The 25,091-nt window shown below is 58.7% G+C and carries 22 protein-coding genes, 2 tRNA genes and 3 pseudogenes; 21 read left to right on the top strand and 6 right to left on the bottom strand.

Annotated features, from left to right (window positions below):
* Window positions 1–40 precede the first annotated feature (40 nt).
* From AB4O16_RS17945 to AB4O16_RS17910, 8 genes are all read left to right on the top strand, one after another.
* Window positions 41–445, top strand: a complete 405-nt coding sequence (locus AB4O16_RS17945; RefSeq protein WP_160390684.1) for an acetyl-CoA sensor PanZ family protein — start codon at window positions 41–43, stop codon at window positions 443–445.
* Between the two features lie 78 nt (window positions 446–523).
* Entirely contained in the window at window positions 524–2,755 is a 2,232-nt protein-coding gene (locus AB4O16_RS17940) for an AsmA family protein (protein WP_460155453.1), read from the top strand.
* On the top strand, window positions 2,752–3,819 hold the full coding sequence (gene mutY, locus AB4O16_RS17935) for an A/G-specific adenine glycosylase (protein ID WP_460155452.1): 1,068 nt from the start codon (window positions 2,752–2,754) through the stop codon (window positions 3,817–3,819). The genes AB4O16_RS17940 and mutY overlap by 4 nt, the downstream gene beginning before the upstream one ends.
* A complete protein-coding gene (locus tag AB4O16_RS17930; protein WP_007972770.1) occupies window positions 3,816–4,088 on the top strand; it encodes an oxidative damage protection protein in 273 nt (90 codons plus the stop codon). The genes mutY and AB4O16_RS17930 overlap by 4 nt, the downstream gene beginning before the upstream one ends.
* Window positions 4,089–4,191: 103 nt before the next feature.
* A tRNA-Phe gene (locus AB4O16_RS17925) sits at window positions 4,192–4,267 on the top strand.
* 204 nt (window positions 4,268–4,471) lie between these two features.
* Window positions 4,472–7,105 (top strand): hypothetical protein, encoded by a 2,634-nt coding sequence (locus tag AB4O16_RS17920; protein ID WP_460155451.1) that lies wholly within the window; start codon window positions 4,472–4,474, stop codon window positions 7,103–7,105.
* 377 nt (window positions 7,106–7,482) lie between these two features.
* A complete protein-coding gene (locus tag AB4O16_RS17915; RefSeq protein ID WP_160390708.1) occupies window positions 7,483–8,274 on the top strand; it encodes a TSUP family transporter in 792 nt (263 codons plus the stop codon).
* 222 nt (window positions 8,275–8,496) lie between these two features.
* The gene (locus tag AB4O16_RS17910) at window positions 8,497–8,937 is read left to right on the top strand and encodes a hypothetical protein (RefSeq protein WP_460155450.1); all 441 of its coding nucleotides are present in this window, start codon (window positions 8,497–8,499) and stop codon (window positions 8,935–8,937) included.
* Window positions 8,938–9,118: 181 nt separating this feature from the next.
* On the opposite strand, the pseudogene AB4O16_RS17905 reads toward AB4O16_RS17910, so the two are convergent.
* Both AB4O16_RS17905 and AB4O16_RS17900 read right to left on the bottom strand, forming a co-directional pair.
* Window positions 9,119–9,513 (bottom strand): annotated as a pseudogene (locus tag AB4O16_RS17905) (TonB-dependent receptor domain-containing protein); the annotation flags it as partial.
* 61 nt (window positions 9,514–9,574) lie between these two features.
* Window positions 9,575–10,024 (bottom strand): carboxypeptidase regulatory-like domain-containing protein, encoded by a 450-nt coding sequence (locus AB4O16_RS17900; RefSeq protein WP_460155449.1) that lies wholly within the window; start codon window positions 10,022–10,024, stop codon window positions 9,575–9,577.
* Between the two features lie 220 nt (window positions 10,025–10,244).
* Here AB4O16_RS17900 and AB4O16_RS17895 point away from each other — a divergent pair.
* From AB4O16_RS17895 to AB4O16_RS17875, 5 genes and pseudogenes are all read left to right on the top strand, one after another.
* A pseudogene (locus AB4O16_RS17895) lies at window positions 10,245–11,138 on the top strand (PDDEXK nuclease domain-containing protein); the annotation flags it as partial.
* 68 nt (window positions 11,139–11,206) lie between these two features.
* The gene (locus AB4O16_RS17890; RefSeq protein WP_160390711.1) at window positions 11,207–12,175 is read left to right on the top strand and encodes an alpha/beta hydrolase family protein; all 969 of its coding nucleotides are present in this window, start codon (window positions 11,207–11,209) and stop codon (window positions 12,173–12,175) included.
* Between the two features lie 36 nt (window positions 12,176–12,211).
* Entirely contained in the window at window positions 12,212–12,628 is a 417-nt protein-coding gene (locus tag AB4O16_RS17885) for a hypothetical protein (RefSeq protein ID WP_160390712.1), read from the top strand.
* 6 nt (window positions 12,629–12,634) lie between these two features.
* Window positions 12,635–13,132 carry a hypothetical protein gene (locus AB4O16_RS17880; RefSeq protein ID WP_460155448.1) on the top strand — a complete coding sequence of 166 codons (498 nt, stop codon included), beginning with the start codon at window positions 12,635–12,637 and terminating at the stop codon, window positions 13,130–13,132.
* Window positions 13,133–13,173: 41 nt separating this feature from the next.
* A complete protein-coding gene (locus AB4O16_RS17875) occupies window positions 13,174–13,335 on the top strand; it encodes an AbrB/MazE/SpoVT family DNA-binding domain-containing protein (RefSeq protein ID WP_460155447.1) in 162 nt (53 codons plus the stop codon).
* An 83-nt stretch (window positions 13,336–13,418) separates the two neighbouring features.
* On the opposite strand, the gene gabP is transcribed toward AB4O16_RS17875, so the two are convergent.
* A complete protein-coding gene (gene gabP / locus AB4O16_RS17870) occupies window positions 13,419–14,810 on the bottom strand; it encodes a GABA permease (RefSeq protein ID WP_460155446.1) in 1,392 nt (463 codons plus the stop codon).
* A gap of 564 nt (window positions 14,811–15,374) precedes the next feature.
* On the opposite strand from gabP, the gene AB4O16_RS17865 reads away from it, so the two are divergent.
* From AB4O16_RS17865 to AB4O16_RS17835, 7 genes are all read left to right on the top strand, one after another.
* Window positions 15,375–16,148: an ABC transporter ATP-binding protein gene (locus tag AB4O16_RS17865; RefSeq protein WP_150717416.1), complete on the top strand. Its 774-nt coding sequence runs from the start codon at window positions 15,375–15,377 to the stop codon at window positions 16,146–16,148.
* A gap of 13 nt (window positions 16,149–16,161) precedes the next feature.
* Entirely contained in the window at window positions 16,162–16,908 is a 747-nt protein-coding gene (locus AB4O16_RS17860) for an ABC transporter substrate-binding protein (protein ID WP_160390715.1), read from the top strand.
* Window positions 16,909–16,986: 78 nt separating this feature from the next.
* The gene (locus AB4O16_RS17855; RefSeq protein ID WP_150717418.1) at window positions 16,987–17,682 is read left to right on the top strand and encodes an ABC transporter permease; all 696 of its coding nucleotides are present in this window, start codon (window positions 16,987–16,989) and stop codon (window positions 17,680–17,682) included.
* Window positions 17,679–18,368, top strand: a complete 690-nt coding sequence (locus AB4O16_RS17850) for an ABC transporter permease (RefSeq protein WP_015093059.1) — start codon at window positions 17,679–17,681, stop codon at window positions 18,366–18,368. The genes AB4O16_RS17855 and AB4O16_RS17850 overlap by 4 nt, the downstream gene beginning before the upstream one ends.
* Window positions 18,349–19,578 carry a methyltransferase gene (locus AB4O16_RS17845; RefSeq protein WP_460155445.1) on the top strand — a complete coding sequence of 410 codons (1,230 nt, stop codon included), beginning with the start codon at window positions 18,349–18,351 and terminating at the stop codon, window positions 19,576–19,578. The genes AB4O16_RS17850 and AB4O16_RS17845 overlap by 20 nt, the downstream gene beginning before the upstream one ends.
* Before the next feature lie 343 nt (window positions 19,579–19,921).
* Window positions 19,922–20,746, top strand: coding sequence for an FkbM family methyltransferase (locus AB4O16_RS17840; protein WP_160390717.1), 825 nt, complete (start codon window positions 19,922–19,924; stop codon window positions 20,744–20,746).
* Between the two features lie 78 nt (window positions 20,747–20,824).
* Window positions 20,825–20,900, top strand: a tRNA-Thr gene (locus AB4O16_RS17835).
* A gap of 290 nt (window positions 20,901–21,190) precedes the next feature.
* On the opposite strand, the gene AB4O16_RS17830 is transcribed toward AB4O16_RS17835, so the two are convergent.
* Window positions 21,191–22,081, bottom strand: coding sequence for an ImmA/IrrE family metallo-endopeptidase (locus tag AB4O16_RS17830; RefSeq protein ID WP_253557762.1), 891 nt, complete (start codon window positions 22,079–22,081; stop codon window positions 21,191–21,193).
* A 312-nt stretch (window positions 22,082–22,393) separates the two neighbouring features.
* Here AB4O16_RS17830 and AB4O16_RS17825 point away from each other — a divergent pair.
* Window positions 22,394–22,795, top strand: a pseudogene (locus AB4O16_RS17825) (SOS response-associated peptidase family protein); the annotation flags it as partial.
* Window positions 22,796–22,866: 71 nt separating this feature from the next.
* Here the strand turns inward: AB4O16_RS17825 and AB4O16_RS17820 are convergent.
* Together AB4O16_RS17820 and AB4O16_RS17815 are read right to left on the bottom strand one after the other, a co-directional pair.
* On the bottom strand, window positions 22,867–23,391 hold the full coding sequence (locus AB4O16_RS17820; RefSeq protein WP_056855756.1) for a nuclear transport factor 2 family protein: 525 nt from the start codon (window positions 23,389–23,391) through the stop codon (window positions 22,867–22,869).
* Window positions 23,392–23,456: 65 nt separating this feature from the next.
* The gene (locus AB4O16_RS17815) at window positions 23,457–24,842 is read right to left on the bottom strand and encodes an MFS transporter (RefSeq protein WP_056855757.1); all 1,386 of its coding nucleotides are present in this window, start codon (window positions 24,840–24,842) and stop codon (window positions 23,457–23,459) included.
* Window positions 24,843–25,091 lie beyond the last annotated feature (249 nt).

Raw genomic sequence — 25,091 nt, 5'->3', positions numbered from 1 at the left:
TACGTTATCCGATCTCTCACCGACCCCCACAGGAATCACCATGCCGATCATTGTCGAGCTGCTGAACCAAGCCACGCCCCAGGATCGGCAGGATCTGCAGAAGATCTACCACGACGCTCCGGATTGGCTGTTCGCGCCTTTTTCCGGGGAAGCGCAGCTGATCGAAGACTGTTTGCGCGACGGCACACTGATCGCCGGACGCTTCAATGATCGCCTGCTGGGCGCAGCCCGCCTGCAAAGGCACCAAGACGCCTGGCATTTGTCACAAATATGTGTGCGAAAAATTACCCGTCGCCGTGGTGTTGCCGAACGGCTAATCACCGAAGCGCAAAAAATGGCCGCGCAATCAGGCATGACCCTGCGCCTGCTGGCGCCTGCCGGGCATCTCGAGGCGCAGGCACTGGCCGCCAAACTGAAATTGCCGCTGGATGTACTGCCGGTGTGATCGCTGACCGGTCGTCCGCTCCGGGGCGCTATACTCCCCGGCTAAATTTTGAATTCGATTAATTACAAGGACTCGCCCATGAAAGCGTTCGGCAAAATCCTGGGTCTGGTACTTCTCGGGCTGTTGCTGATCATTGTGGCGCTGGGCTTTGCCCTGACCCACCTCTTCGATCCCAACGACTACAAAGACGAGATTCGCCAGATTGCCCGCGACAAAGCCCACATCGAGCTGACGCTCAATGGCGATATCGGCTGGAGCCTGTTCCCGTGGCTGGGCCTGGAACTGCATGACGCCAGTGTCGCGACCATGGTCAAACCGACCGAACCGTACGCTGACCTGCAGATGCTCGGCTTGTCCGTGCGCGTATTGCCACTGCTGCGCCGTGAAGTGCAGATGAGCGACGTGCGCGTCGAAGGCCTGAACCTGCGCCTGACCCGCGACAAGGACGGTCACGGCAACTGGGAAGACATCGGCAAGCTGCCAGCTACGGCCGGCACCGACGCGACCGGCACCCCGCCAGCCGCCAGCGAACCAGCGCCCGAAACCGCCGCCGCAGCGGAAAAACCGCCGCAGCCGATCCGCCTGGACATCGACAGCCTGACCGTGAACAACGCACGGGTTGAATACACCGACGAGCGCACCGGCAAGAGTTTCAGCGCCGAAAGCATCCAGTTGAGCACCGGTGCGGTCCACGACTCCGTCAACATCCCGCTCAAGCTCACGGCTTTCCTGTCATCCAACCAGCCCGCATTGCGAGTGCGCACCGAGCTCAATGGCGAGCTGCGCATCGCACGTGCCCTGCAGCGCTATCAGTTCGAAGACATGAAGTTGTCCGGTGAAGTGACCGGCGACCCGCTGCAAGGCAAGTCCATGACGTTCTCCGCCCAGGGCCAACTGGTGCTGGACAAGGCCGCCAACGTTGCCGAGTGGACTGGCATCAAGATCTCCGCCAACCAGCTGCGGGCACTGGGTGAACTGAAGGTCAACGACCTCGACAAGACCCCACAGGTCAGTGGCGGCATCTCGATCGCCCAGTTCGACCTGGCGAAATTCGTCGACAGCATCGGCCAGAAACTCCCGGCCATGGCCGAAGGCAGCCTGAGCAAAGTCGAGCTGGTCAGCCGAATCGCAGCGACACCCACCAGCCTGGCGCTCGACAACCTCAACCTGAAACTCGACGACAGCACCTTCAGCGGCCGCATCGCCGTCGAAGACTTCGCCAAACAATCGATGCGTGCCGTGCTCAAGGCCGACACCTTCAACGTCGACCGTTACCTGCCGCCGAAATCCGCCGAGGCCAATAGCGCGACACAAGTGCGCCAGGCCGAAGTCGCCAGCACCGAAGCCGATGCCATGGCCGGAGCGGGCAGCACGCCACTGCCACCGGCACCGACCAAGGACGCCTGGAGCAACGAGCGCCTGTTGCCAGTGGAGCGCTTGAGCAAGCTCGATGTCGACGCCGACCTGACCTTCGGCCAATTGACCCTGCTAAAACTGCCGATCCATAACGCTGCGCTCAAGGCCACCGGCCAGGGCGGCTTGCTGACGCTGGCCAACCTGCGCGGCGACCTGTACGAAGGCAACTTCGAAAGCACCGGCACGCTCGATGTGCGTCAGGCCGTACCGGCGCTGAACCTGCAGACAAAGATCAGCCGGGTACCGGCAGAAAAAATCCTCGAAAGCCAGGGCAAGAACCCGCCGGTCAAAGGCCTGGTCACGCTCAACAGCAACCTGACCGGCAACGGCAACAGCCAGAAAGCGTTGATCGAAACCCTCAACGGCACCGCCAGTTTCGTCATCAACAATGGCGTGCTGCTCAACGCCAACCTCGAGCAACAGCTGTGCAAAGGCATCGCCACGCTCAATCGCAAAACCCTCAGCGGCGAGCCGCGCGGCAAGGACACACCGTTCCAGGAGCTCAAGGGCAACCTGACCTTGCGTAACGGCGTAGCCAGCAACCCGGACCTGAAAGTGCGCATCCCGGGCATGACCGTCAACGGTGACGGCGATGTCGATCTGCGGGTGCTGGGCATGGACTACCGCGTCGGCATCCTCGTCGAAGGCGATACCAGCGCCATGCCGGACCCGGCCTGCCAGGTCGGCGACAAGTTTGTCGGCATCGAGTGGCCATTGCGTTGCCGTGGCCCGCTGGAGCTGGGCGCCAAGGCCTGCCGCCTGGATAACGAACGCATGAGCCAGGTCGCGGCCAAACTGGCTGGCGAAAGGATCAGCGAAAAAATCGACGAGAAACTGGGCGACAAGGTCAACCCGCAACTCAAGGACGCGCTCAAGGGGCTGTTCAAGCGATGAGAGCCGAGCAGTTTTCAACGGCGGTGCTGGACTGGTTCGACCGCCACGGCCGTCACGATTTGCCCTGGCAGCAGGGCATCAACCCGTATCGGGTGTGGGTCTCGGAAATCATGTTGCAACAGACCCAGGTCAGCACCGTGCTGAACTACTTCGACCGTTTCATGGCCTCGTTGCCGACGGTCGAGGCCCTGGCGGCGGCACCGGAAGACGAAGTGCTGCACCTGTGGACCGGCCTGGGCTACTACACCCGCGCGCGCAATTTGCAGAAAACCGCGAAAATCGTCGTCGAGCAGTACGGCGGCGAATTTCCCCGGGATGTGGAAAAACTTACCGATCTGCCGGGGATCGGCCTGTCCACCGCTGGCGCGATCGCCAGCATCAGCATGGGCCTGCGCGCGCCGATCCTCGACGGCAACGTCAAACGCGTCCTGGCGCGCTTTACCGCGCAAGAGGGCTACCCGGGCGAGCCGAAGGTCGCCAAACAGCTCTGGGCGAATGCTGAGCGCTTTACGCCGCAGACCCGTGTCAACGCCTACACCCAGGCGATGATGGACCTCGGTGCCACGCTCTGTACCCGCAGCAAACCGAGTTGCCTGCTGTGCCCGCTGGAAAAGGGCTGCGAGGCGCACATGCTCGGCCTGGAAACCCGCTACCCGATTCCCAAACCGCGCAAGGCCATCCCGCAGAAGCGCACGCTGATGCCGATGTTCGCCAACGCCGAAGGCGCCATCCTGCTTTACCGTCGCCCCTCCACGGGCCTCTGGGGCGGTTTGTGGAGCCTGCCGGAACTCGACGGCCTCGACGACCTGGAACATCTGGCAGCGCAGCACTCGCTGGAACTGGGCACGCCACAGGCCCTGCCGAGCCTGGTGCACACCTTCAGCCATTTTCAGTTGTCCATCGAACCCTGGCTGGTTCAGGTCCAGGAGAGCGGCCATCACGTGGCCGAGGCCGACTGGCTCTGGTATAACCTCGCCACCCCGCCGCGCCTGGGCCTTGCCGCCCCGGTCAAAACCTTGCTCGAACGCGCGGCCGCCGTATTGAACGCAGGAGAGTCGTCATGACCCGCACCATCATGTGCCGCAAGTACAAAGAAGAATTGCCAGGCCTGGAGCGCGCTCCCTTCCCGGGCGCCAAAGGCCAGGACATTTTTGACCACGTCTCGGCCAAGGCCTGGGCCGACTGGCAAAAACACCAGACCCTGCTGATCAACGAAAAACGCCTGAACATGATGAACGCCGAAGATCGAAAATATCTTCAGGGCGAAATGGACAAGTACTTCTCCGGCGAGGATTACGCCAAGGCCGAAGGCTACGTACCGCCATCGGAATAACCCCGATAAATCGGGGGTCGGAACGTAAGCGACGGTAATAATTAAAATTTTTTTGAAAACTTGCTTGACGACCCCCTGAAAAACCCGTTTAATGCGCCCCGTTGCCCAGATAGCTCAGTCGGTAGAGCAGGGGATTGAAAATCCCCGTGTCGGCGGTTCGATTCCGTCTCTGGGCACCAAAATACCGAAAAACCCCAAGCGAAGATGATTCCTTGGGGTTTTTTATTGCCTGCGATTTAATGGCCACCGGCCCCCTTCCGGACCCGGCCACTTTCCACCCGACCACCGATTCGCTTAACCCGATGATGGCAATTTGACGCCATCGTTTTGCCCTGTAAACTGCCGGTCACTTTCGTTTTCTCTTTGCGTAAAAGGAATTTGCAATGGCGACCCTGGGCGAAATCCGCGTCAACACCACGACTGGCAAAAACTCCGAGCCCTCCCTCACGGCTCTGAAGGACGGTGGTTACATCGTGGCGTGGAGCGATCAGGGAACAAGCTTTACCGACTACATCTACACCCAGCGCTATAGCGCCAGCGGCGAGAAGATGGGCGGGCCAGCCCTGGTCAACAAAGTCATCAACAGCGCACAGGAAGATCCCTCCATTACCGCATTGGCCAACGGTGGTTACGTGGTCGCCTGGCAATCGGATACCTACGACGATATGTCGGACATCGCCGCCCAGATCTATAACGCCAATGGCGTCAAGGTTGGAGGCGAGTTCATCGTCAATACAACCAGAATGGGTGAGCAGGACAGCGCGCAGATCACTTCGCTCAAAGACGGCGGTTTTGTAGTGTCCTGGGCTTCTTTCGGCCAGGACGGCAGCGGTTGGGGCAGTTACCTGCAGCGCTATGACGCCAGCGGGGCGAAGGTCGGCGTGGAGACTCGCGTCGCTACCACCACGCTGTCCGAGCAGGATGACTCTACTGTCACCAGCCTTGCCGATGGCGGCATCATGGTGGTTTGGGAAGGCAACGGAAAAGACGATGCATACGGCATCTTCGGCCAGCGATTCAAGGCCGACGGCAGCAAGTCGGGCGCAGAAGTCCGCATCAGTACCAGGGTTGCCGACGATCAGACAGACCCTGTCGTGAAGGTCCTGAGTAACGGTAACTACGTCGTCACCTGGCAATCGGCTCCCGACGATGGTGATGGCGACGATGAGACCGATGCCCCTGCCGACATCTACTCTCAGCTTTTCACTGCGCTTGGCGTAAAAGTGGGCGCGGAAACCCGGGTCAACACCACCATCGCAGGCAATCAGGAAGAACCTAATGTCACCGCCATGACGGATGGCGGTTATCTGGTGACCTGGGCAGGCCAGGGCACCGGTGATGTCAATGGCATCTTCTGCCAACGCTTCAATGCCAGCGGCGTCAAGGTGGGCACCGAAACCCGCATCAACACCACGACCACCGACAATCAATTGTTCTCCCAGGTGACTGCATTGGCCGATGGCGGCTACTTGGTTGCCTGGGAGTCGTCGAAGGCGAGCGGGCAAGTTTACGTTTATACCCAGCGCTTTGACGCGAACGGCAACAAGGTTTCCAGCCTGACAGGCGATGCCTTGGCCAACACCCTGACGTGGACCGGCGCCGGCAGCGTGATCATCGATGGCGGCGCGGGCAACGACGCGCTTACAGGTGGCCGCGCCAACGACCATCTGAACGGCGGTGCAGGCAATGACTCGCTCGATGGCGGCGCCGGTGCCGACCGCATGATCGGCGGCGATGGCTCGGACCGCTACTACGTCGACAACGCCGGCGATATCGTCAGCGAGACCAACGTCTCGGCCAGCACCGGCGGCACCGATAGCGTCTACAGCTTCCTCGGCGCCTACACCCTGAGTGACAACGTCGAGAACCTGCGCCTGCTGGCGACCGGCAATGCCAATGGCACCGGCAACAGCCTCAACAACATCATCGACGCCGGGGCCGGCAACAACATCCTCAATGGCGGCGCCGGTATAGATACCGCGTCCTATGCCTATGCCACGGCGGCGGTAACGGCCAGCCTGAGCCTGACCACCGCGCAAGCCACCGGTGGTTCCGGCACAGACACCCTGCTGAACTTCGAAAACCTCACGGGCAGCGCCTATCACGACAACCTGACCGGTAATGCGCTTGCCAACACCCTCACGGGCGGTGCCGGCAACGACATTCTCAATGGCGTTGCCGGTGCCGACCGCCTGATCGGCGGCGATGGCTCGGACCGCTACTACGTCGACAACGCCGGCGATATCGTCAGCGAAACCAACGCCATGGCCAGCACCGGCGGCACCGATAGCGTCTACAGCTTCCTCGGCGCCTACACCCTGGGTGACAACGTCGAGAACCTGCGCCTGCTGGCAACCGGCAATGCCAATGGCACCGGCAACAGCCTCAACAACATCATCGACGCCGGGGCCGGCAACAACATCCTCAATGGCGGCGCCGGCATCGATACCGCGTCCTATGCCTTTGCCACGGCAGCGGTGACGGTCAACCTGGGCCTGACCACCGCGCAAGCCACCGGTAGCTCCGGTACAGACACCCTGCTGAACTTCGAAAACCTCACGGGCAGCGCCTATCACGACAACCTGACCGGTAATGCGCTCGCCAACACCCTCACCGGCGGTGCTGGCAACGACACGCTCAACGGTGGCGCCGGCAACGACCTGCTGATCGGGGGCACAGGCCTGGACAAGCTTTACGGTGGCGCCGGGGCCGACAAGTTCGACTTCAACGCCTTGAGTGAAATGGGCCTGGGCGCCGCCCTGCGCGATGTCATTGGCGACTTCAAGAGCAGCGAAGGCGACAAGATCGACCTGTCGACCCTGGACGCCAACCTGGCGACAGCGACCAACGATGCGTTCAGCTTCATCGGTTCCAGCGCGTTCAGCAGCAACGCCACCGGACAGCTACGGTTCGCCGGCGGCATTCTCTACGGCAGCACCGACGCCGATACCGCCGCGGAGTTTGAAATTCAGTTGCTGGGGGTGAGCAACCTGCAAACTGCCGACCTGATTGCCTGATAGAGGGTGATCGTACCGGCATGACACCGGCACCCAATACCGAAAACCCTGAATCGCAGGATTCAGGGTTTTTTATGCATTTGTGATCGGCCTTTCTTTGCAGTCTCTCAGGCCTATCAGAACGCTCCGCATGCTTTAACCGAAACGGATGACATACGCTGATCATGGAGTTGAGCAAAATTTGGAAGAGGAGCTGCCGCGATGTCATCAAAGACAACAGACGGGTCCTGGTTCGTATTTTCGGACTTTCAAAGTTTTCTACCCCCATCGTTGTTTCACAGGACCCGTTAGTGCTACGGGGCTGATTCTTTATGCGATCAGGCTTTTGAACGACCAGTCATATGATTACTGGGCAATAACCATAAAGAGAGAATGCAATGTCCTTGGATGTAATTGGCATGTTGGCGCTCGTCGCTTTTTGCGCCGGCTTTTTTGATGCGATCGCCGGTGGGGGCGGTTTGATCACCTTGCCTGCACTGTTTCTGGCAGGTTTAGATCCGATCAGTGCAATTGCAACGAACAAGTTCCAGGCCGCTTCGGCAACTGTTTCGGCAACGGTGACCTTTGCTCGCAAAGGAATGATCGAGTGGCGCGAAGGCCGTTTCCTGGTTATCTGCGGATTTATTGGCGGCGCCAGTGGTGCCTTGCTGGTCAGCTCTATTGATAAGCGCTACCTGGAAGCTTGCGTGCCTATCATGCTGATTCTGGTAGCCGTCTATTTTGCGCTATCTCCAAAGCTGGCCAATGAAGATCGACGCAAGAGAATTGGTATTCTGCTGTTCTCGTTTACCGTGGCACCTATCCTGGGTTTTTACGACGGTGTATTTGGCCCCGGTGTGGGCTCCTTCTTTATCGTTGGGTTCGTTCTTCTCTGCGGCTTGAGCATGATGCGAGCCATGAGCTTTACCAAGCTCGCCAATGCCTCCTGTAACCTGGGCTCTTTGTCGGTGTTCATTACCAAAGGGGTGATCATCTGGCCGGTCGCCATTGCGATGGCCCTCGCGGCCTTTATCGGCGCGCAACTGGGCGCGCGCGCCGCTGTGCGGGTCGGTCCAAGGCTAATCAAACCCATGTTGATCGTGGTGTGCTGTGCGTTGGCTATCAAGCTTCTGAGTGTGGAAAACAACCCCTTGCGCGTTGCATTCACGCACTTGGTAGCCTCGCTATGATCCTCGCAGGATTCAGGGTTTTCGGTATTGGGTGCGATTTAACAAATCCACCACCACCGAAAATTCCTACATCCTTCAGGCGCTTCCCCTCTCAAGTTGTGCCCGCTGTTCTTACAGCACTTCAGGATGGCTCTCATAGAGCGCATACGCTTACAGGGTGAAACTACTGCCGCAGCAAATCTGCCTGCCATGCATTCACGTCTCATCGTAAGGAAACAACGCTTGAACAACCTTTTGAAGTTCCTCACTCTGTCGACAATCATTGCGACAGCCAGCGGCTGCGTCAGCTATAACAACAGCCAGCCATCGTCGCCAATCGACAGCACCGTCAAGGCCGACCTCAAGGCGGACATCGCTGTAGGCGACGCCATTTCCGGCCAGTCTTCGGTCAACGTCCTGTTTGGCTTCCTCAAGTTTGGTGGCGACTCGCAATTTGCCGATGGCGTCAGCTATGGCGGTCAAAGCGGTGCCGGCCTGAGCAGCCTGGGCCTGGACCCTGTCAGCGCAGTTAAATCCGCTGCAGCCTACAAAGCGGTAAAAGCCAGCGGTGCCGACCTGATCGTCGCGCCACGTTATGAAGTGAGCGAAGAAAACTACTTCATCTTCAAGAAAGTATCCGTCACGGTAAAAGGCAACAAAGGCAATATCCGCAGCATCCGCTGATTCATCTCCCCAGGTGATTGTTCAGCGACTCACCCTTGTGCTTTGGCAAACCGAAAAACCTGGCACATTGCATGACGCAGGCATTCTTTGAAAAACTGCGGCTTGCCGACATGAGAGTCGTTGTTACAGGCAAAAAAAACCCGCGATTCTTGAAAAGAGTTCGCGGGTTTTGTCGTTTCAGGCGGTGCCCCCAAACCGTGCTGTATTGCTTGTCCAGCAGGTTTTGGATACCGCCGCTGAAAGTGCCGAATTCGGTGCCGCGGCTGCCTAGCAGGTCGAAGGTGGTATAGCCGCTGATCTTGTGGTCGGCGTCGTCTTCGAGGGTAAACGCGTGGTTGCCCTGCACGCGGGCGCTGGTTTTGTCGCCTCGCTGAGGCCCGGCTTGCCATAAAACTTGGCCGCGTCGGGCAGATCGAAACCTTCGCCGTAGTTGATCCACACCTGGTGACCGTTCTTGAAATCGTAAATGATGCCCAGGTTGTACAGGCTGACCGCGTAGTCGTTGCTGCCGCCCTCGGCCCCCTTGAAATGACCGACGTCGACATCCATCTGCTGGCGTCGCGCGCCACCGGAGATAAAAACGAAAAACCCTGAATGGCAGGATTCAGGGTTTGGTTGCGGTCCAAAACGCTTCTCGTCAACTCGCATCATTCCAGTGGAAAACCAGGTTGCGCGCTGCACCACTGCCAACATCGGCAACGTCCTGCCGTGTTTCGCCGTTGCGCGTCGCAATGACCGTGTATTTACCGGCAGGCAGTTTCACGTAAACCAGTGGACCGGCGTCATTGATCGTCAGCACGGTTTGCCCGGGGGCTTTCTGAATAACGACGTTCACATCAGGAATGTATTCATTTTCCGTCCCGACAGAGAACGTCATGTGCAGGTTATAGCCGGTGGTCTGCTGGATGGCCCTGGACTCATCCTCGCCGATACCACCGGACAGGTAGGCGATGCCGTTTTGCTCCTGGCGTTGCACCTGCACGCCAGCGTTGTCGATTGGATCAAGGCTGGCGGCTGGGGACATCGATGGAAACATCAACACGCCGACAGCGGTGAGAGGCAACAGGAGTGAATGGAGATATTTCATGATGACGACTCCCGGGTTCTGCAGAACCCAATCGTTACATTCTTTGGATTTCCAACTGGGCGCAGGGGTTTTAGATTGATTTGGCCTGAGTACGAAACGTACTACGCCATTTGTTCCTCAGCCCTCGCCCGAATCGAGATCCGTCCTGCCGGAAAACCCGGTAATTCCCGCCTGACTCTCAGTAACTCCCGGCAGCGTCGAAGGGTGCTCGCTTGTCATGCAGGAAGGGGCTCGGCGGGCGAGATATGGCAAGCGCTTACTGGCCACTTTGGCGAAAGGACTGGGTGCCGACTTCGGCAAAGGCTTTGACGAACGCAATCTGCGTTACATGCGGGATTTTTATCAAACTTTCCCAATTTGGAACGCAGTGCGTTCCGAATTGAGCTGGACCCACTACCGTCGCCTGCTTCGGGTCGATAACGACAGCGCTCGTCTCTGGTACATGAACGAATCCGCCAGCCAAAACTGGTCTAGCCGCGCCCTGGAACGCCAGATCAACACCCTGTATTACGAACGCCTGCTGGCAAGCCGCGATCGCAGCAGCGTCAAGCAGGAAGCCGCCACCAACATTCAGGACATGAAAGCCCGCCCCCGGGATTTCATCCGTGATCCGGTGGTGCTGGAGTTTCTTGGTTTACCCAATGCCGGCAAGCTTCAGGAAAGCGAAATCGAACAGGCACTGATCGAACAACTGCAGGGTTTCCTGCTGGAGCTGGGCAAGGGCTTCGCGTTCATTGCTCGCCAGCAACGCATCAGTACCGACAGCAAGGATTTCTACATCGACCTGGTGTTCTACAACTACTTGCTCAAGTGCTTCGTCATCTTCGATATCAAGCGCGGTGAACTGACCCATCAGGATGTCGGGCAGATGGACATGTACGTGCGCATGTACGACGACCTCAAACGCGGCGTGGAAGACGGCCCGACCGTCGGCATCATTCTCTGCGCGCAAAAGGATGAATCCGTGGTGCGTTACTCGGTGCTGGAAGGAAACGAACAACTGTTCGCCAGCAAGTACAAGCTTGTCCTGCCCAGTGAAGAGGAGCTGCGCAACGAACTGGATCGCGAACGGGCGGCACTTGAAGAACGATTGCTCGACCCACCACTGCGTTGAGGCCAATGGATTGTTCATCGACGCCATCAAGACTATCTTTGGCAGCTACCCGCAAAGGTTCGACGCCGATGAGTTTGCAGGAAACGCCCTCACTCGCCCCCACTCAAATCGAGCTGCCATTGCAACGCGTCGCGTCCGGCGAGCCGTTCAGGGAAAGCGCTGCGGATAGCTTTGTGCTCGGCGGCTTCACCTGGCGACATCCTTCCCGGGACGCCGCTCGTCCGGTCGTGATCATCAACGCCGCCACCTCGGTCCGTTGTCGCCATTACTCGCGCTTCGCCGACTATCTGTTCGACCATGGCTTCGACGTCATCACTTTTGACTACCGCGGCATCGGCGAGTCGCGGCCGGCATCGCTCAAGGGGCTTCAAGCCTCCTGGACCGATTGGGGAGCGCTGGATTTCGAGGCAATGCTCAAGCGCGCACAGCGCGAGTTTCCCGGGCAGCCCATCGATGTGATCGGCCACAGCTTTGGCGGCTGCGTAGCGGGACTGGGGGCCTCCGGGCACCTGATCCGGCGCCTGCTAACGGTTGGCGCACAATTCGCCTACTGGCGCGACTATGCGCCGGCTCATCGCTGGCGCATGTTCGGCAAATGGCATGTGCTGATGCCACTGATAACGATGATCTGCGGCTACTTTCCCGGAAAACGTCTCGGGTGGCTGGAAGATACGCCCGCCGGTGTGGTCCGCGACTGGAGCCTCTCCACTGCCCGCTACGAAAAACGCTCCAGCGCCCGTGCGATCCCCTCCGGGCAATTACCCTTTGCCGGAGTCACCGCGCAAACCCTGGCCATCAGCATCAGCGACGACCCCTACGGAACGGTCCCGGCCATCGAACGCCTGCTCGGCTACTTCACCGGCAGCCATCGCACTCACCTGCGGATCCATCCCGAAGACATCGGCGAAGAAGAAGTCGGACATTTCGCCTTTTTTCGCAGCCCATACCAAGCCACACTATGGCCCATTGCATTGGCCTGGCTGCAAAACGGCGAACTGGCCCCCGATACTCCCGGGCGGCAAGTACCACGCAACTAGACCTTTTGCCCTTTCAACGTACACGGAACAACGCCCATGGCCTCCGCCAACAAGCAGCAAAAACGCGCCTCCCGCGCCAAGGCCAAGGCCAAGCAGAACCGCACCCAGCGGGCTGCCGCGCCGGTCGAGCTGGACCCGAACGACGATCGCATCGACTTCGAATCGGTGGACCTGACCGAACTGTTCAAGAAAATGATCGACGCCGAAAAGATCAGCCAGCAAGCCATGTGCACCGCCTTCCTCGAAGACCCGCTGCTGGAGCTGGTGTACGAGCAGGAAGGCGAGGAAGGCGCGATGGACTTCATCCTTGCCGCCTTGATCGAATATCGCCAATGGTCTGCCGAAACCGACGAGGCCGGCGCCCTGGCGTGGATCGAATCCCCGGCCTTCCAGGCCGACTATGTGGCGGCGTCCGACGCCATTGCCGCGCAAACCCAACAGAAACCCGACTGAGTTCCCATGGCCTCCCTGAACAAGCAACAGAAACGCGCCAAGCGTGCAAAAGCCAAAGCCAGGCAGATCCGAATCAGCGGACGACCGCCTTTGGCTGGCATCAACGATCCGACCGAAGTAGACGGACTCTTCGATGCAGATGAACTGCCCGAAGGAGAAGACGGGATTGCTGAAAATATCCTGACCATGTTCAGCAATATGCAAGAGGAAGAAGAAAGAGGTCGCGTCAACATGCTGGTGAGCATGTTGGTATCTCTCAGCACAATAATCAGCGAGGAGCCAGATCTGCTCGACCTGGAGAATGCCGAGGACGAGTCCATGGCTGCCACACATTTGGCTGCCGACATGCTCATCGACTACCGCATGTGGGCTGATGGCATTGATCGTGAAGCCGCACAACGCTGGCTGGAAGACCCCGAAGTCATCAAGGATTTCGGTACCGCTCTGGACAGCTATCGGCAGGCCATTGAAATCATGATGGAATCACCGAAATCCGCTGAATGAGTAATGGAAAGGTAACGGTCTTGCTACCTGAGTCGGTCGCCATGTCACACAATTTTAAACAATCCGGCCTGGATGCCGGTACAGCTCTCAACGTCGCCGTAACCGGTGACATATGGGACAGTTGGTACGACACTGACCAGGCCGGTGTAGATTACATGAGTGGCCGCGAGCAACCCGCCGATCAGGAACGCGAGGCGTTCTGACGATCAAAAAAACAAAGAACGGCCGCTGTTACCAGAGGCCGTTTTTTTGTTTCTTCAACAACGTTAGCTTTAAGCCAGAAGACTCAGCGGGCGACTGCCGCAACCCCACTCTCGTTGCGACGACGGCGAGCCACCAGCAAGCCGGCCGCTACCACCAGGGCACTGAGCAGGCCGGTTGCGAGAATTTCCACGCGATGGGCATCCTGGAACAGCATGATGGTCAGGGCCACAACGATGAAGACGATCACCGCGTAGGTCAGGCCCGGGAACAGCCACATGCTGAAGGCGATTTTCTCGCCGCGCGCAATACGCTGCTTGCGCATGCGCAGTTGCGATATCGCAATCACCAGGTACACCAGCAGTGCGATGGCGCCGGAGCTGGCCAGCAGGAATTCGAACACCGCAGCCGGGGCCACGTAGTTGGCGAATGTTGCCAGGAACGCAGCGCCGGTGGACAGCATCACCGCCCAGTACGGCGTACCGCTTTTGTTGGTGCGGGTGGACATGGCCGGCGCATCGCCGCGCTTGCCCAGGGAGAACAACATACGCGACGACGTGTAGAGCGCCGAGTTCAGGCAGCTGGTCACAGCAACCAGTACCACGATGTCGACGATCATCTTGGCGTTCGGGATGCCCATGCGCTCAAGCACAGTCTGGTAGGAACCCAGGCTTGCCAGTACCGGGTCGTTCCAAGGCACCAGGGCCACGACGATGAAGATCGATACGAGGTAGAACAAGCCGATCCGCCAGATTACCGAGTTGGTGGCCTTGGAGATTTGCTTGCCCGGGTCTTTCGATTCCGCGGCCGCGATGGTCACGATCTCGGTGCCCATGAAGGAGAACATGGTGGTCAGGATCGCACCCAACACCGCGCCCATGCCGTTTGGCAGGAAGCCCTGGATATCGAACAGGTGTGAAACGCCGCTGACCTGGCTGCCTGGCAGGAAGCCGAAGATCGCCATGACGCCGAGCACAATGAAACCGATGATCGCCAGGACCTTGATCAGGGCGAACCAGAACTCGAACTCACCGTAGTTCTTCACGCTGAACAGGTTGGTCACGGTCAGCAGCATCGTGATCACCAGGGCGAAGGCCCAGATGTCCACGCCCGGGAACCAGGCGTGCAGGATGGTCGCGGCGGCGTTGGCTTCCAACGGGATGACGAGCACCCAGAACCACCAGTACAGCCAGCCGATGGTGAAACCGGCCCAGTGACCGATCGCGCGGTCGGCGTAAGTCGAAAACGAACCGGTGTCCGGCGAGGCAACGGCCATTTCGCCGAGCATGCGCATCACCAACACCACCAACATCCCGGCGGCGGCGTAAGCCAACAGAACAGCCGGACCTGCAGCGGCGATGGCGTGACCCGAGCCAACGAACAAGCCGGCGCCGATAACCCCGGCAATCGACAGCATGGTCACGTGGCGCGGTTTGAGCCCCTGTTCGAGGCCACTAGAGCTTTGGGTATTGCTCATTGAAACTACCTTTGTAAGGAGAAGCGAATGCGTGCATCCCGTTCGGCGGACCTTCTCGTAAAAAGAAGCCAACAGGGCGTTCTGGATTCTGCACGCAATAATTGCGCCAAAATATTTCAAATCCTTCTAGCCCGGTGATTCCAACCAGACCGGACGGTCATCGCAACCCATTGAATCTAATAGCACTTTGCCAGAACGTTACCCTGCGACCCACATTGCGGGGCAAATCCGCGCACCGGAAACACACCTGAAAATGGCTCCGCGCACATTAAAAGTGCACAAGCGGTGCATTTGGCCGGATAGCGCTTCCAACACCCTGTCAAAGCTGGCAACATCGCGCCTTTTTTTGCGGCAGCCACCGCGCTTTTTGTTGACAGGCAAGGTTCAAACGGCTGTTCGGTTGTTGATGGGGCGACAGTCTGCTGCGCCGATGCGACAACCTGCCACACACCAGCCGTTTACCGTCCGTAGCGCTGTTGGCTGCCATTGAAACGCTATGCTAGGTTGGCCGCCTCGCCAGGAAGGCCACCAACAGCAGGAGCGCAACATATATGAGGAACGCACATGGCTGAGGCCACGCCCGCGCTTGAAATCCGCAACTTGCACAAACGCTACGGTTCGCTGGAGGTGCTCAAAGGCATCTCGCTGACCGCCCGCGACGGCGACGTGATCTCGATCCTGGGTTCCTCCGGCTCCGGCAAGTCCACGTTCCTGCGCTGCATCAACCTGCTGGAAAACCCGCATCAGGGGCAGATCCTGGTCGCCGGCGAAGAGCTCAAGCTCAAGGCTGCGAAAAACGGTGAGCTGGTTGCCGCCGACGGCAAGCAGATCAATCGCCTGCGCAGCGAAATCGGTTTTGTGTTTCAAAACTTTAACCTGTGGCCGCACATGACGGTGCTCGACAACATCATCGAAGCCCCGCGCCGCGTACTCGGCCAAAGCAAGGCCGAAGCCATCGAAGTCGCCGAAGCCCTGCTGGCCAAGGTCGGCATCGCCGACAAGCGCCATGCCTACCCGGCGCAATTGTCCGGCGGTCAGCAACAGCGGGCGGCCATCGCCCGCACCCTGGCCATGCAACCCAAGGTCATCCTGTTCGACGAGCCCACCTCGGCGCTTGACCCGGAAATGGTCCAGGAAGTACTTAATGTCATCCGCGCACTGGCCGAAGAAGGCCGCACCATGCTGCTCGTGACCCATGAAATGGGCTTCGCCCGCCAGGTCTCCAGCGAAGTGGTGTTCCTTCACCAGGGCCTGGTAGAAGAGCAAGGATCGCCACAGCAGGTGTTTGAAAACCCGCTTTCGGCGCGCTGCAAACAATTCATGTCCAGCAACCGCTAACGGAGCTACCCACATGCAGAACTACAAAAAGGTCTTCCTGGCTGCCGCCGTCACCCTGGCGTTCAGCGCCGGTGCCATGGCCGAAACCCTGAAGATGGGCATCGAAGCGGCTTACCCGCCGTTCAACAATAAAGATGCCAGTGGCAACGTCGTCGGCTTCGACAAAGAGATCGGCGACGCCCTGTGCGCCAAGATGAAAGTCGAGTGCACCGTCGTGACCTCCGACTGGGACGGCATCATCCCGGCCCTGAACGCCAAGAAGTTCGACTTCCTGATCTCCTCGATGTCGATCACCGACGAGCGCAAGCAAGCGGTGGACTTCACCGACCCGTACTACTCCAACAAGCTGCAGTTCATCGCCAAGAAAGACGTCGACTTCAAAACCGACAAAGACTCCCTCAAAGGCAAAGTGATCGGTGCCCAGCGTTCGACCCTGGCGGGCACCTTCATGGAAGACAACATGCCGGGCGTTGAACTCAAACTCTACGACACCCAGGAAAACGCCTACCTCGACCTGACTTCCGGCCGTCTGGACGGCATCCTGGCCGACAAGTACGTCAACTACGAATGGCTCAAAAGCGACGCTGGCCGTGAATACGAGTTCAAGGGCGATCCAGTGGAAGAAAGCGACAAGATCGGTATCGCCGTACGTAAAAACGATCCGATCCGCGCGAAGTTGAACACCGCGCTGAAAGAAATCGTCGCTGATGGCACCTACAAGAAGATCAACGACAAGTACTTCCCGTTCAGCATCTATTGATTCTGACCTGCCGGACCGGCGCCCTCCTCTGATGGCGCCGGTCCCCGGCCTTGCCTGCCGCGATTTGAAAAGAAATCCATGATTATCGACCTCTACGGATTCGGCCCGGCGCTCGCCGCCGGCGCGCTGATGACTGTGAAACTGGCACTCTCGGCCCTGTGCCTGGGGCTGGTGCTCGGTCTGCTCGGCGCCTTGGCCAAGACTTCCCCGTACAAGCCGCTGCAATGGCTTGGCGGCACCTATTCGACCCTGGTTCGTGGCATCCCTGAATTGCTCTGGGTGCTGTTGATCTACTTCGGTACGGTCAACCTGATGCGTGCTCTGGGCGAGTTTTTCGGCAACCCCGACCTCGAGCTCAATGCCTTCGCCGCCGGCGTGATTGCGCTGGGCCTGTGCTTCGGCGCCTACGCCACGGAAGTGTTTCGCGGTGCGATCCTCGCCATTCCCAAAGGCCATCGTGAAGCCGGCGTGGCCCTGGGCATGTCGAAATGGCGCATCTTCACCAAATTGATCATGCCGCAGATGTGGCGCATCGCCCTGCCGGGCCTTGGCAACCTGTTCATGATCCTGATGAAAGACACCGCGCTGGTGTCGGTGATCGGCCTGGAAGAAATCATGCGACACGCGCAAATCGGCGTGACCGTCTCCAAACAGCCGTTCACCTTCTATATGGTCGCCGCATTCATGTACCTGGGCCTGACGGTACTGGCGATGACCGGCATGTACTTCCTGGAAAAACGCGCCGCCCGCGGCTTCGCGAGGAGCACCCAATGAACTGGGAAGTCATCATCAAGTGGCTGCCGAAACTGGCCCAGGGCGCGACCCTGACCCTGGAGCTGGTGGCCATCGCCGTGATCGCCGGTTTGCTGCTGGCCATTCCGCTGGGCATCGCCCGTTCGTCGCGCCTGTGGTGGGTTCGGGCATTTCCCTACGGCTACATCTTCTTTTTCCGTGGCACGCCGTTGCTGGTTCAACTGTTCCTGGTCTACTACGGCCTGGCACAGTTCGACGCGATCCGTAACAGCTCGATGTGGCCGTACCTGCGCGATCCGTTCTGGTGCGCCACGGCGACCATGACCCTGCACACAGCGGCCTACATCGCGGAGATCCTGCGCGGCGCCATTCAGGCGATTCCACCGGGCGAGATTGAAGCGGCACGGGCGCTGGGCATGTCCAAACCCAAGGCGCTGTTTTTCATCATGCTGCCGCGCGCCGCGCGCATCGGCCTGCCGGCCTACAGCAACGAAGTGATCCTGATGCTCAAGGCCAGTGCCCTGGCCAGCACCGTGACCTTGCTGGAACTGACCGGCATGGCCCGCACCATCATTGCCCGGACCTACCTGCCGGTGGAGATCTTCTTCGCCGCGGGCATGTTCTACCTGGTGATGGCTTACGTGCTGGTGCGCGGCTTCAAGCTGCTGGAGCGCTGGTTGCGCGTCGATGCCTGCCAGGGGCGTTGAACCCTGCGTGCTGACGGGCGAGGCCCTGCTCGCCCGTTTCACCGCGCTGGATGCTTTTCTGACAGAGCATCAGGCGTTGTGGAAACCTCGGCCGTTCACTCACCTACAGCTTCCCTGGGAAGCGTCCTGCCCGGAGCTGGCCGCATGGCTACGTGGGCGAACGCTGGACGATGCGGAAAACGCTCACAACCAGCCTGCCCTTCTGAACGCACCGCAGCCTTTTGCAGCCTTGGCCACTATGTCCGTGGCCTTGAGTGCCGTGGATGAATTGCCTGCACATACACTCGAAGCGGCCAGCCATCGATTGAACGTCGATGTGCCGGGGCGTAAATGGCAGCAGATCGAAGCGTTCGCCAGTCGACTGCAGTTTTCCGAGACACCCCGGCATTGGATGGACTGGTGCTCGGGCAAGGGCCATCTGGGGCGCCGCCTGCTGCAACCGGGCCAACAACTGACTTGCCTGGAATACGACCCGGCGCTGGTCACCAGCGGCCAGGCACTCAGCCAGCGTCATCACCTGCATGCGCTGCATATCGAACAGGATGTGCTCGCGGCAGACGTAGCCTCTTTACTGAGTGCGCATCACACGCCTGTTGCGCTCCACGCCTGCGGTGATTTGCATGTGCGGCTGATTCAACTTGCCAGCGCCACAGGCTGCAAACAACTTGCCATTGCGCCGTGCTGCTACAACCGGATCAGTCTTGGCCAATACTCACCGATTTCCTCCGCCGCCAAAGGCTCCGGCTTGCAGCTATCCCTCGACGACCTTGCGCTGCCGATGAGTGAAACGGTCACCGCCGGCGCCCGTGTGCGCCGCCAGCGCGACACCTCCATGGCCCGGCGCCTGGGCTTCGACTTGCTGCAACGGCAACTGCGCGGCCTGGACGAGTACCTGCCAACCCCATCCCTGCCCAGCGCCTGGCTGGACAAACCTTTCGCCGAGTACTGCCATCACCTGGCCGCACTCAAAGAGTTATCCACAATCGGCGCGCAAGATTGGCCAGCCCTGGAGGCCGCCGGTTGGCAGCGACTGGCCGAGGTGCGCAACCTTGAGCTGTTACGCGGACTTTTCCGACGTCCGCTGGAGCTTTGGCTGGTCCTTGATCGGGCACTTTTCCTCACCGAACAGGGCTACAGCGTCCGCGTCGGCACTTTCTGCGAAACGCCGCTCACACCGCGTAATTTCCTGCTCCTGGCCGAACTCGCTTAAACACGACTGGCCTGTGGATAACTCTGTTGATGGAAATATCGTGGATCCAATATTCATGCCAGTTTCAGGGCTAAATCCACACTGTTCATTTTTTGTACACCTGCATAAAAAATCGAAAAAACAGCCATTTGCGAACAAATGAGAACAGATCCACAATTTCGGCCTAAACCAGGTGCGCGGCCAGTTGCATTGTGCATAAGCATTTAATCAAAACGACATAAATGCCTAATCCGGGACCGCTGACGGGGGAAATTGCACCGCCGCACTTCTCTTGATATACACAAACGCCAGGGCGCCAGCAGCGCGGCCACGAACAAGAACATTCTTCCGACAGGATGCGCCAGTGACGTTCATTTCCTACGCACAGAATTTCGAAGACATACGCCTGTGGCGCGCCCTCAAAACCGTCGAGAACGGCTTCTACATCGACGTCGGGGCGAACCACCCCACGCATGACTCGGTCACCAAGGCGTTCTACGACAACGGCTGGACCGGCATCAACGTCGAACCGGTGCCCAGCTACTACGAAGCCCTGTGCCAGCAACGCCCCAAGGACACCAACCTGCAATGCGCGGCCGGGGAAAACGCTGACGAGCTGACCTTCTACGGCATCGCCGACACCGGCCTCTCGACCCTCGACCCGGCCATGGCGAAAATGCATAAGGACGCCGGCATGGACGTGCGCAGCCAGACGATCAAGTCCCGCACCCTGAGCTCGATCTGCGAGGAACACGCCCGGGACCGCGCCATCCACTTCCTGAAAATCGACGTCGAAGGCCACGAAGAAACCGTCCTGCGCGGCATGGACTTCAGCCAATGGCGGCCATGGGTAATCCTCATCGAAACCCCCTGGGCCCGCGACCAGGCCTGGGAAACCCTCGTCACCGACGCCGGCTACCACTCGATCCTGTTCGACGGCATCAACACCTACTACCTCGCCGAAGAACACCTGAACCTCAAACCCGCCTTCGACATCCCGCCGTGCAACCTGGACGAGTTCCAGTTCTGCAAAGGCCACAACTTCAGCCACCCTGTCAGCGACGCCGAACACCAACTCGCCGCCGCCCTGCAACGCGCCGAACAGGCCGAAGCACAGCTGCGCGCAATGCAAAACAGCCGCACCTGGCAAGCCATCCAGAAACTCAAGAAAACCCTGCTGCGCGCCTGACCTGAAGCTCACGCAAAAATAGTCAGAATTCAGGGGTTTACAGAACCTATCCAATCGCTATAATCGTCGCCCTGACACGCCGGTATAGCTCAGATGGTAGAGCAACTGACTTGTAATCAGTAGGTCCCGGGTTCGATTCCTGGTGCCGGCACCATATAGATCAACAACTTAGGCTCACCGAAAGGTGGGCCTTTTTTGTTTCTGTGTTTTCATACCCGATTTGGTCACAGCTTTGGTCAAAGCTTCTCAGTTGGTTGGAGCTGGTGGCTCTCTTTTTGACCGGCACCTCGCTGCACTGTCGAGTACTGCCCTACGCGACGGGCAGCGATCGGCCACGGGGCGGCAAGCACACATGCCTGGCGTTCGCGGCACTTCGGCCCATGAGCTGCTTGAGCAGGTCAGGGCCCGGAGGAATTTGATGGATGAGGGCCAGTAGATTCGCGCCTAAGCCTTGGGCATCTCGTAGCGCGTATGGGCGGTTAAGCCCAGAAGGGTTTCCATCTGACCGACTGCCCTGACGATCTGGTAGATGTCCACATCATCGACGCACGTGTGTTTGTCAACATAGTCGGCCAGGTAGCTTTGCGATCTGCATGTAATTCCATTGCGGCTGCATGCCAGATAGGCAAATGACTCGGCTTCCAGTTCCGCTTGAGCGTGGGTCAGCCGCGGACGCTGGGGAATATTGAGCCGCTGGTCAGCACCTAGATGCCCAAGGAAAAGATGACCGAGTTCATGCGCCAAGGTGCTGAACTGCACATTGGGGGTGTGGTTGCGGTTAATCCGCATCAGGTACTCGCTGGGCACCTTAGTTGTTTTGTCGTTCTTGTCCGTTGGGGCAGGCGGCTTTCGTATCTGCTCGATGGACCCGGCACTGCAGTCACCAGCATCGAAGTAATGGTGCTTGATGCCCTTGCGCTCCATCAGGGTAAGGAAACGCATCATGCGTTCCTCGGTGATATCACCGCTCGCCTGGAAGAAGTTGACGTCTGCAGGAAGTGGGTCACCTTCGGTGTCCAGTACGTCATAAACCAGAGCCACAGGCCCGAAAGGCCACAGTATGAGCAAGGGACGGGCATCCCGTCTCGGACGACGATTGAAGCGTTCTCGCCAGTCGTATGCCGATGCGGCGTAGCTCAGTCCCGGCTTCTGGATCTGCAGCAGCATTGCGTTGAATGGCGCGAAGTTCCTGAGCTTCACGATGAAGTCCAGGAGCTTCTTGTAGTCGGAGCTACCGTGATAGAGACGCGAGTCCACTAGCAGCTGATCTAGCAGTGAACGGGCAGCCTCGGACTCGAAGAGGTCTTGTTGGAACATCATGGTTTGCCACTGCATCTTTGAGTGAGTTCTTGTGAAGCCTAGCTACTAGGTTGGGGCTTCGCTCAAGGAAGCCAGCGCCCGAAGCTTGTTTATCATTGCCTCGACGACGGCGCCATGGGCGGCGATGGCATCGAGAGTTTGCCACTGACCAGTCAATTGCATTCGTTTCGACCTACCGTTTGCACTCGACTTGACCAGCTGTTGTGATGACCGGCAGAGAACGGCCAGAAGCGGACATGTAACTGGCTTTGATCACTAAGCGTGGTGACTCGAATTGCATCAACACCTGTGGTGCCCGCCGGCCTGGGCTGATTCGAGACGAAGGCGACCAACCGGTTCTTTAAGGATTTTTGGCCGCCGGGCCGAGCACTTGTCCCTGTCAACGGCTGGTTCGAGTGGGTAGAAGATCCCACGGATCCGAAGCAAAAACAGCCGTACTACTTAATCCTCAAGGAACATACGCCGAAGTTCTATGGCGGCCTTGCTCAGTACGACCTACCAGCCATTTCGATGGAGGGCGATGGCTTTGTGGTCGTCACAACCGCCAGCGACTGCAGGATGCTGGAAATCCATAATCGCCGGCCATTGGTCCCGTCGCATGAGCAGGCACGGGAGTGGCGGCCTGAACACCTCGCCACGGCGCGCCCGGGGTGCCCAGTAGCACCGCCGACCAGTGAAGGGTTTCGATTGGTACGAGGTGTTGAAGGTCGCGAGAAATGTACGCAATGATGGCCGGCATTTGCTTGTTCCCGTTTCGGGAACTCCGACCCTCGGACGACAAATAAAGCTGGGCTTCTTGATTACCCTTTCATCGGGACCGGCAGCTCGGCGCTGCTTGCCCAGGCAGTCACGGGGCGGCTGAACAGATTTTCGGTTTGAAAGTGTGCAATACGCCACATGCCGCCTTCGCTGGCAAATCTCACTAATAACCGAGCGCTGTTGAGGTGAGAGGCTCCACTGGCAAAAGTTGAGGTTTGTAGCATGATCCAGTTGGCGTCAGCCTGGTCTTCACGGACCTGAATCAGCTCAGAAGTGAGGAAGTGCACGTTGAGCACAAAATGCGCGGGGTCAACCATGTAAGTGGCGAACATCGCCTTGATCGCTTCGCGGCCACGGTAGCCGCCAAATGCTTTTTCATACCTGGGGCCCTTACCTTCCCACACTGCATTTTCGGTGAACAGTCCGGCCAGCTCGTCCAGCGGCGAGTTAACACCCAGATCGTCGCACAGCTGCATATAGCGGTTCATGCAGACGCGGATCGCGTGCTCGCTTTCAAGTTGCCAGAGTCTGTATTCCAGTCGTTCAAGCCGATCCTCAACTTCCATCACTGCCCTGCCCTCTTTGTTCAATAGTCTGATCGCGGCCTCGCAGGCCGCGGTACAGATGATTGTCACCCGATGACCGGGCGAGTTTCAGCGTTTGGCTTGGTCATCGCTGACTCCTTTTCGCCTTGCGCCTCCAGTTCACGATCACGCAAGCGCTGGGACCGTGGGTAGGTTTCCGGCGTGATGAGCGCGGTGATTACAGTGACTAGAGCCATGCTGGCAAGGTAAAGCGCAATCGGCTCCGGCGAACGGTAGTGCGCCAACAGTGTCGTGGCAATGATCGGCGCCAGACCGCCGCCCAGTACCGATGCAACTTCGCGACCGATGCCAAGACCAGAGAAGCGCAGACGTGCCGGCAACAGCTCGCTGATGTAGGAAGGCTGAGCGCCTTCGAGAATTCCCAGCACCACGCCATTGGCCAGTACCAGTGCGGTCACGGTGATCCACGGTACGCCTGAATCGAACATGAGGAAAAACGGATAGGAGAAAAACAGCATGGCCAACGCACCTGTGAGGTACACCGGCTTGCGACCTATCTTGTCGCACGCGTAACCGGCCAGCAAGGCGCAGGGAATCATCAGCACCATGGAGAAGGTCAGTGCGCCCAGTACGAAAGTATTCGATAGGCCCAGGAATTTTCCGTAGGCGATGGAGAACGCGAAGAACATCCAGGATGCACATCCCTCTCCCAGGCGCAGCCCGAACACCATCAGCACTTGGCGGGGATGAAAACGCAACACTTCCATGATCGGTGCCTGTGCCGCCTTGCCCTCCATGGATACCTGAGCGAAATCATGGCTCTCCTGCATGTGACTGCGAAGGTACAGACCGACGCCGATCAGCACGATGCTGAAAAGAAATGGCATACGCCAACCCCAAGTCATGAAGGCTTCGTCCGATACTTCCTGAGCCAGCATGAAAGCACCGGTGGACAGGACAAAACCGATCACCGCTCCACAAGGGGCCCAGGCCGAAAATCGGCCACGTCGACTCTGGGGAGTGTTTTCGCTGATTATTAGAATACTGGCGCTCCATTCGCCGCCTGCGGCAAGGCCTTGAATCAGGCGCAATAGGACCAGCATGATCGGCGCAGCGATTCCGACGCTTTGATAGGTAGGCAATAATCCCATCAGAAAGGTCGCGACCCCCATGGCCCCAAGGGTCAGAGTCATCACCATCTTGCGCCCGTAACGATCGCCAAGGTGTCCGCACAATACTCCGCCAACGGGCCGCGCGATGAATCCCAACGCCAGCCCGCCATAAGCGGCGATGGTGCCTGTCAGAGGATCTTCGTTGATCGGAAAAAACAATTCGCCGAAAACCAGGGCGGCGGCCGTCCCATATAAAAAGAAGTCATACCATTCTAATATTTGCCCAACTACTGACGTGAATACAGAGCGAGCAATACTATTAGCTCCTTGCCCGGACTTGGTACTTTCGTGCTCAGTCATAGTTCTTCTCATTATTTTTATCACTCTTGAAATTAAACTTGAGTAACGCAACGCAAGGCTGTTTTCGAGCTTCCTTTGCAAGGTAAAAGTCTTGCAGAGCATGGTCAAATGACGATGAGTTATTCACGTAATGCACAAAGCGAATAGTGGTTGGAATGAAGTGCTCGACGGATTATCAGTAAATAATCATCGCATCTCGTCGGATATTTCGCCGCCAGGGATTGATGCCTTAAACCACTCTTCAAGGCT

This window comes from Pseudomonas sp. S2_H10 (genome assembly GCF_054668285.1).
Note: the sequence above shows the minus strand (reverse complement) of the source record. Positions and strands in the feature narration are given on the sequence as shown.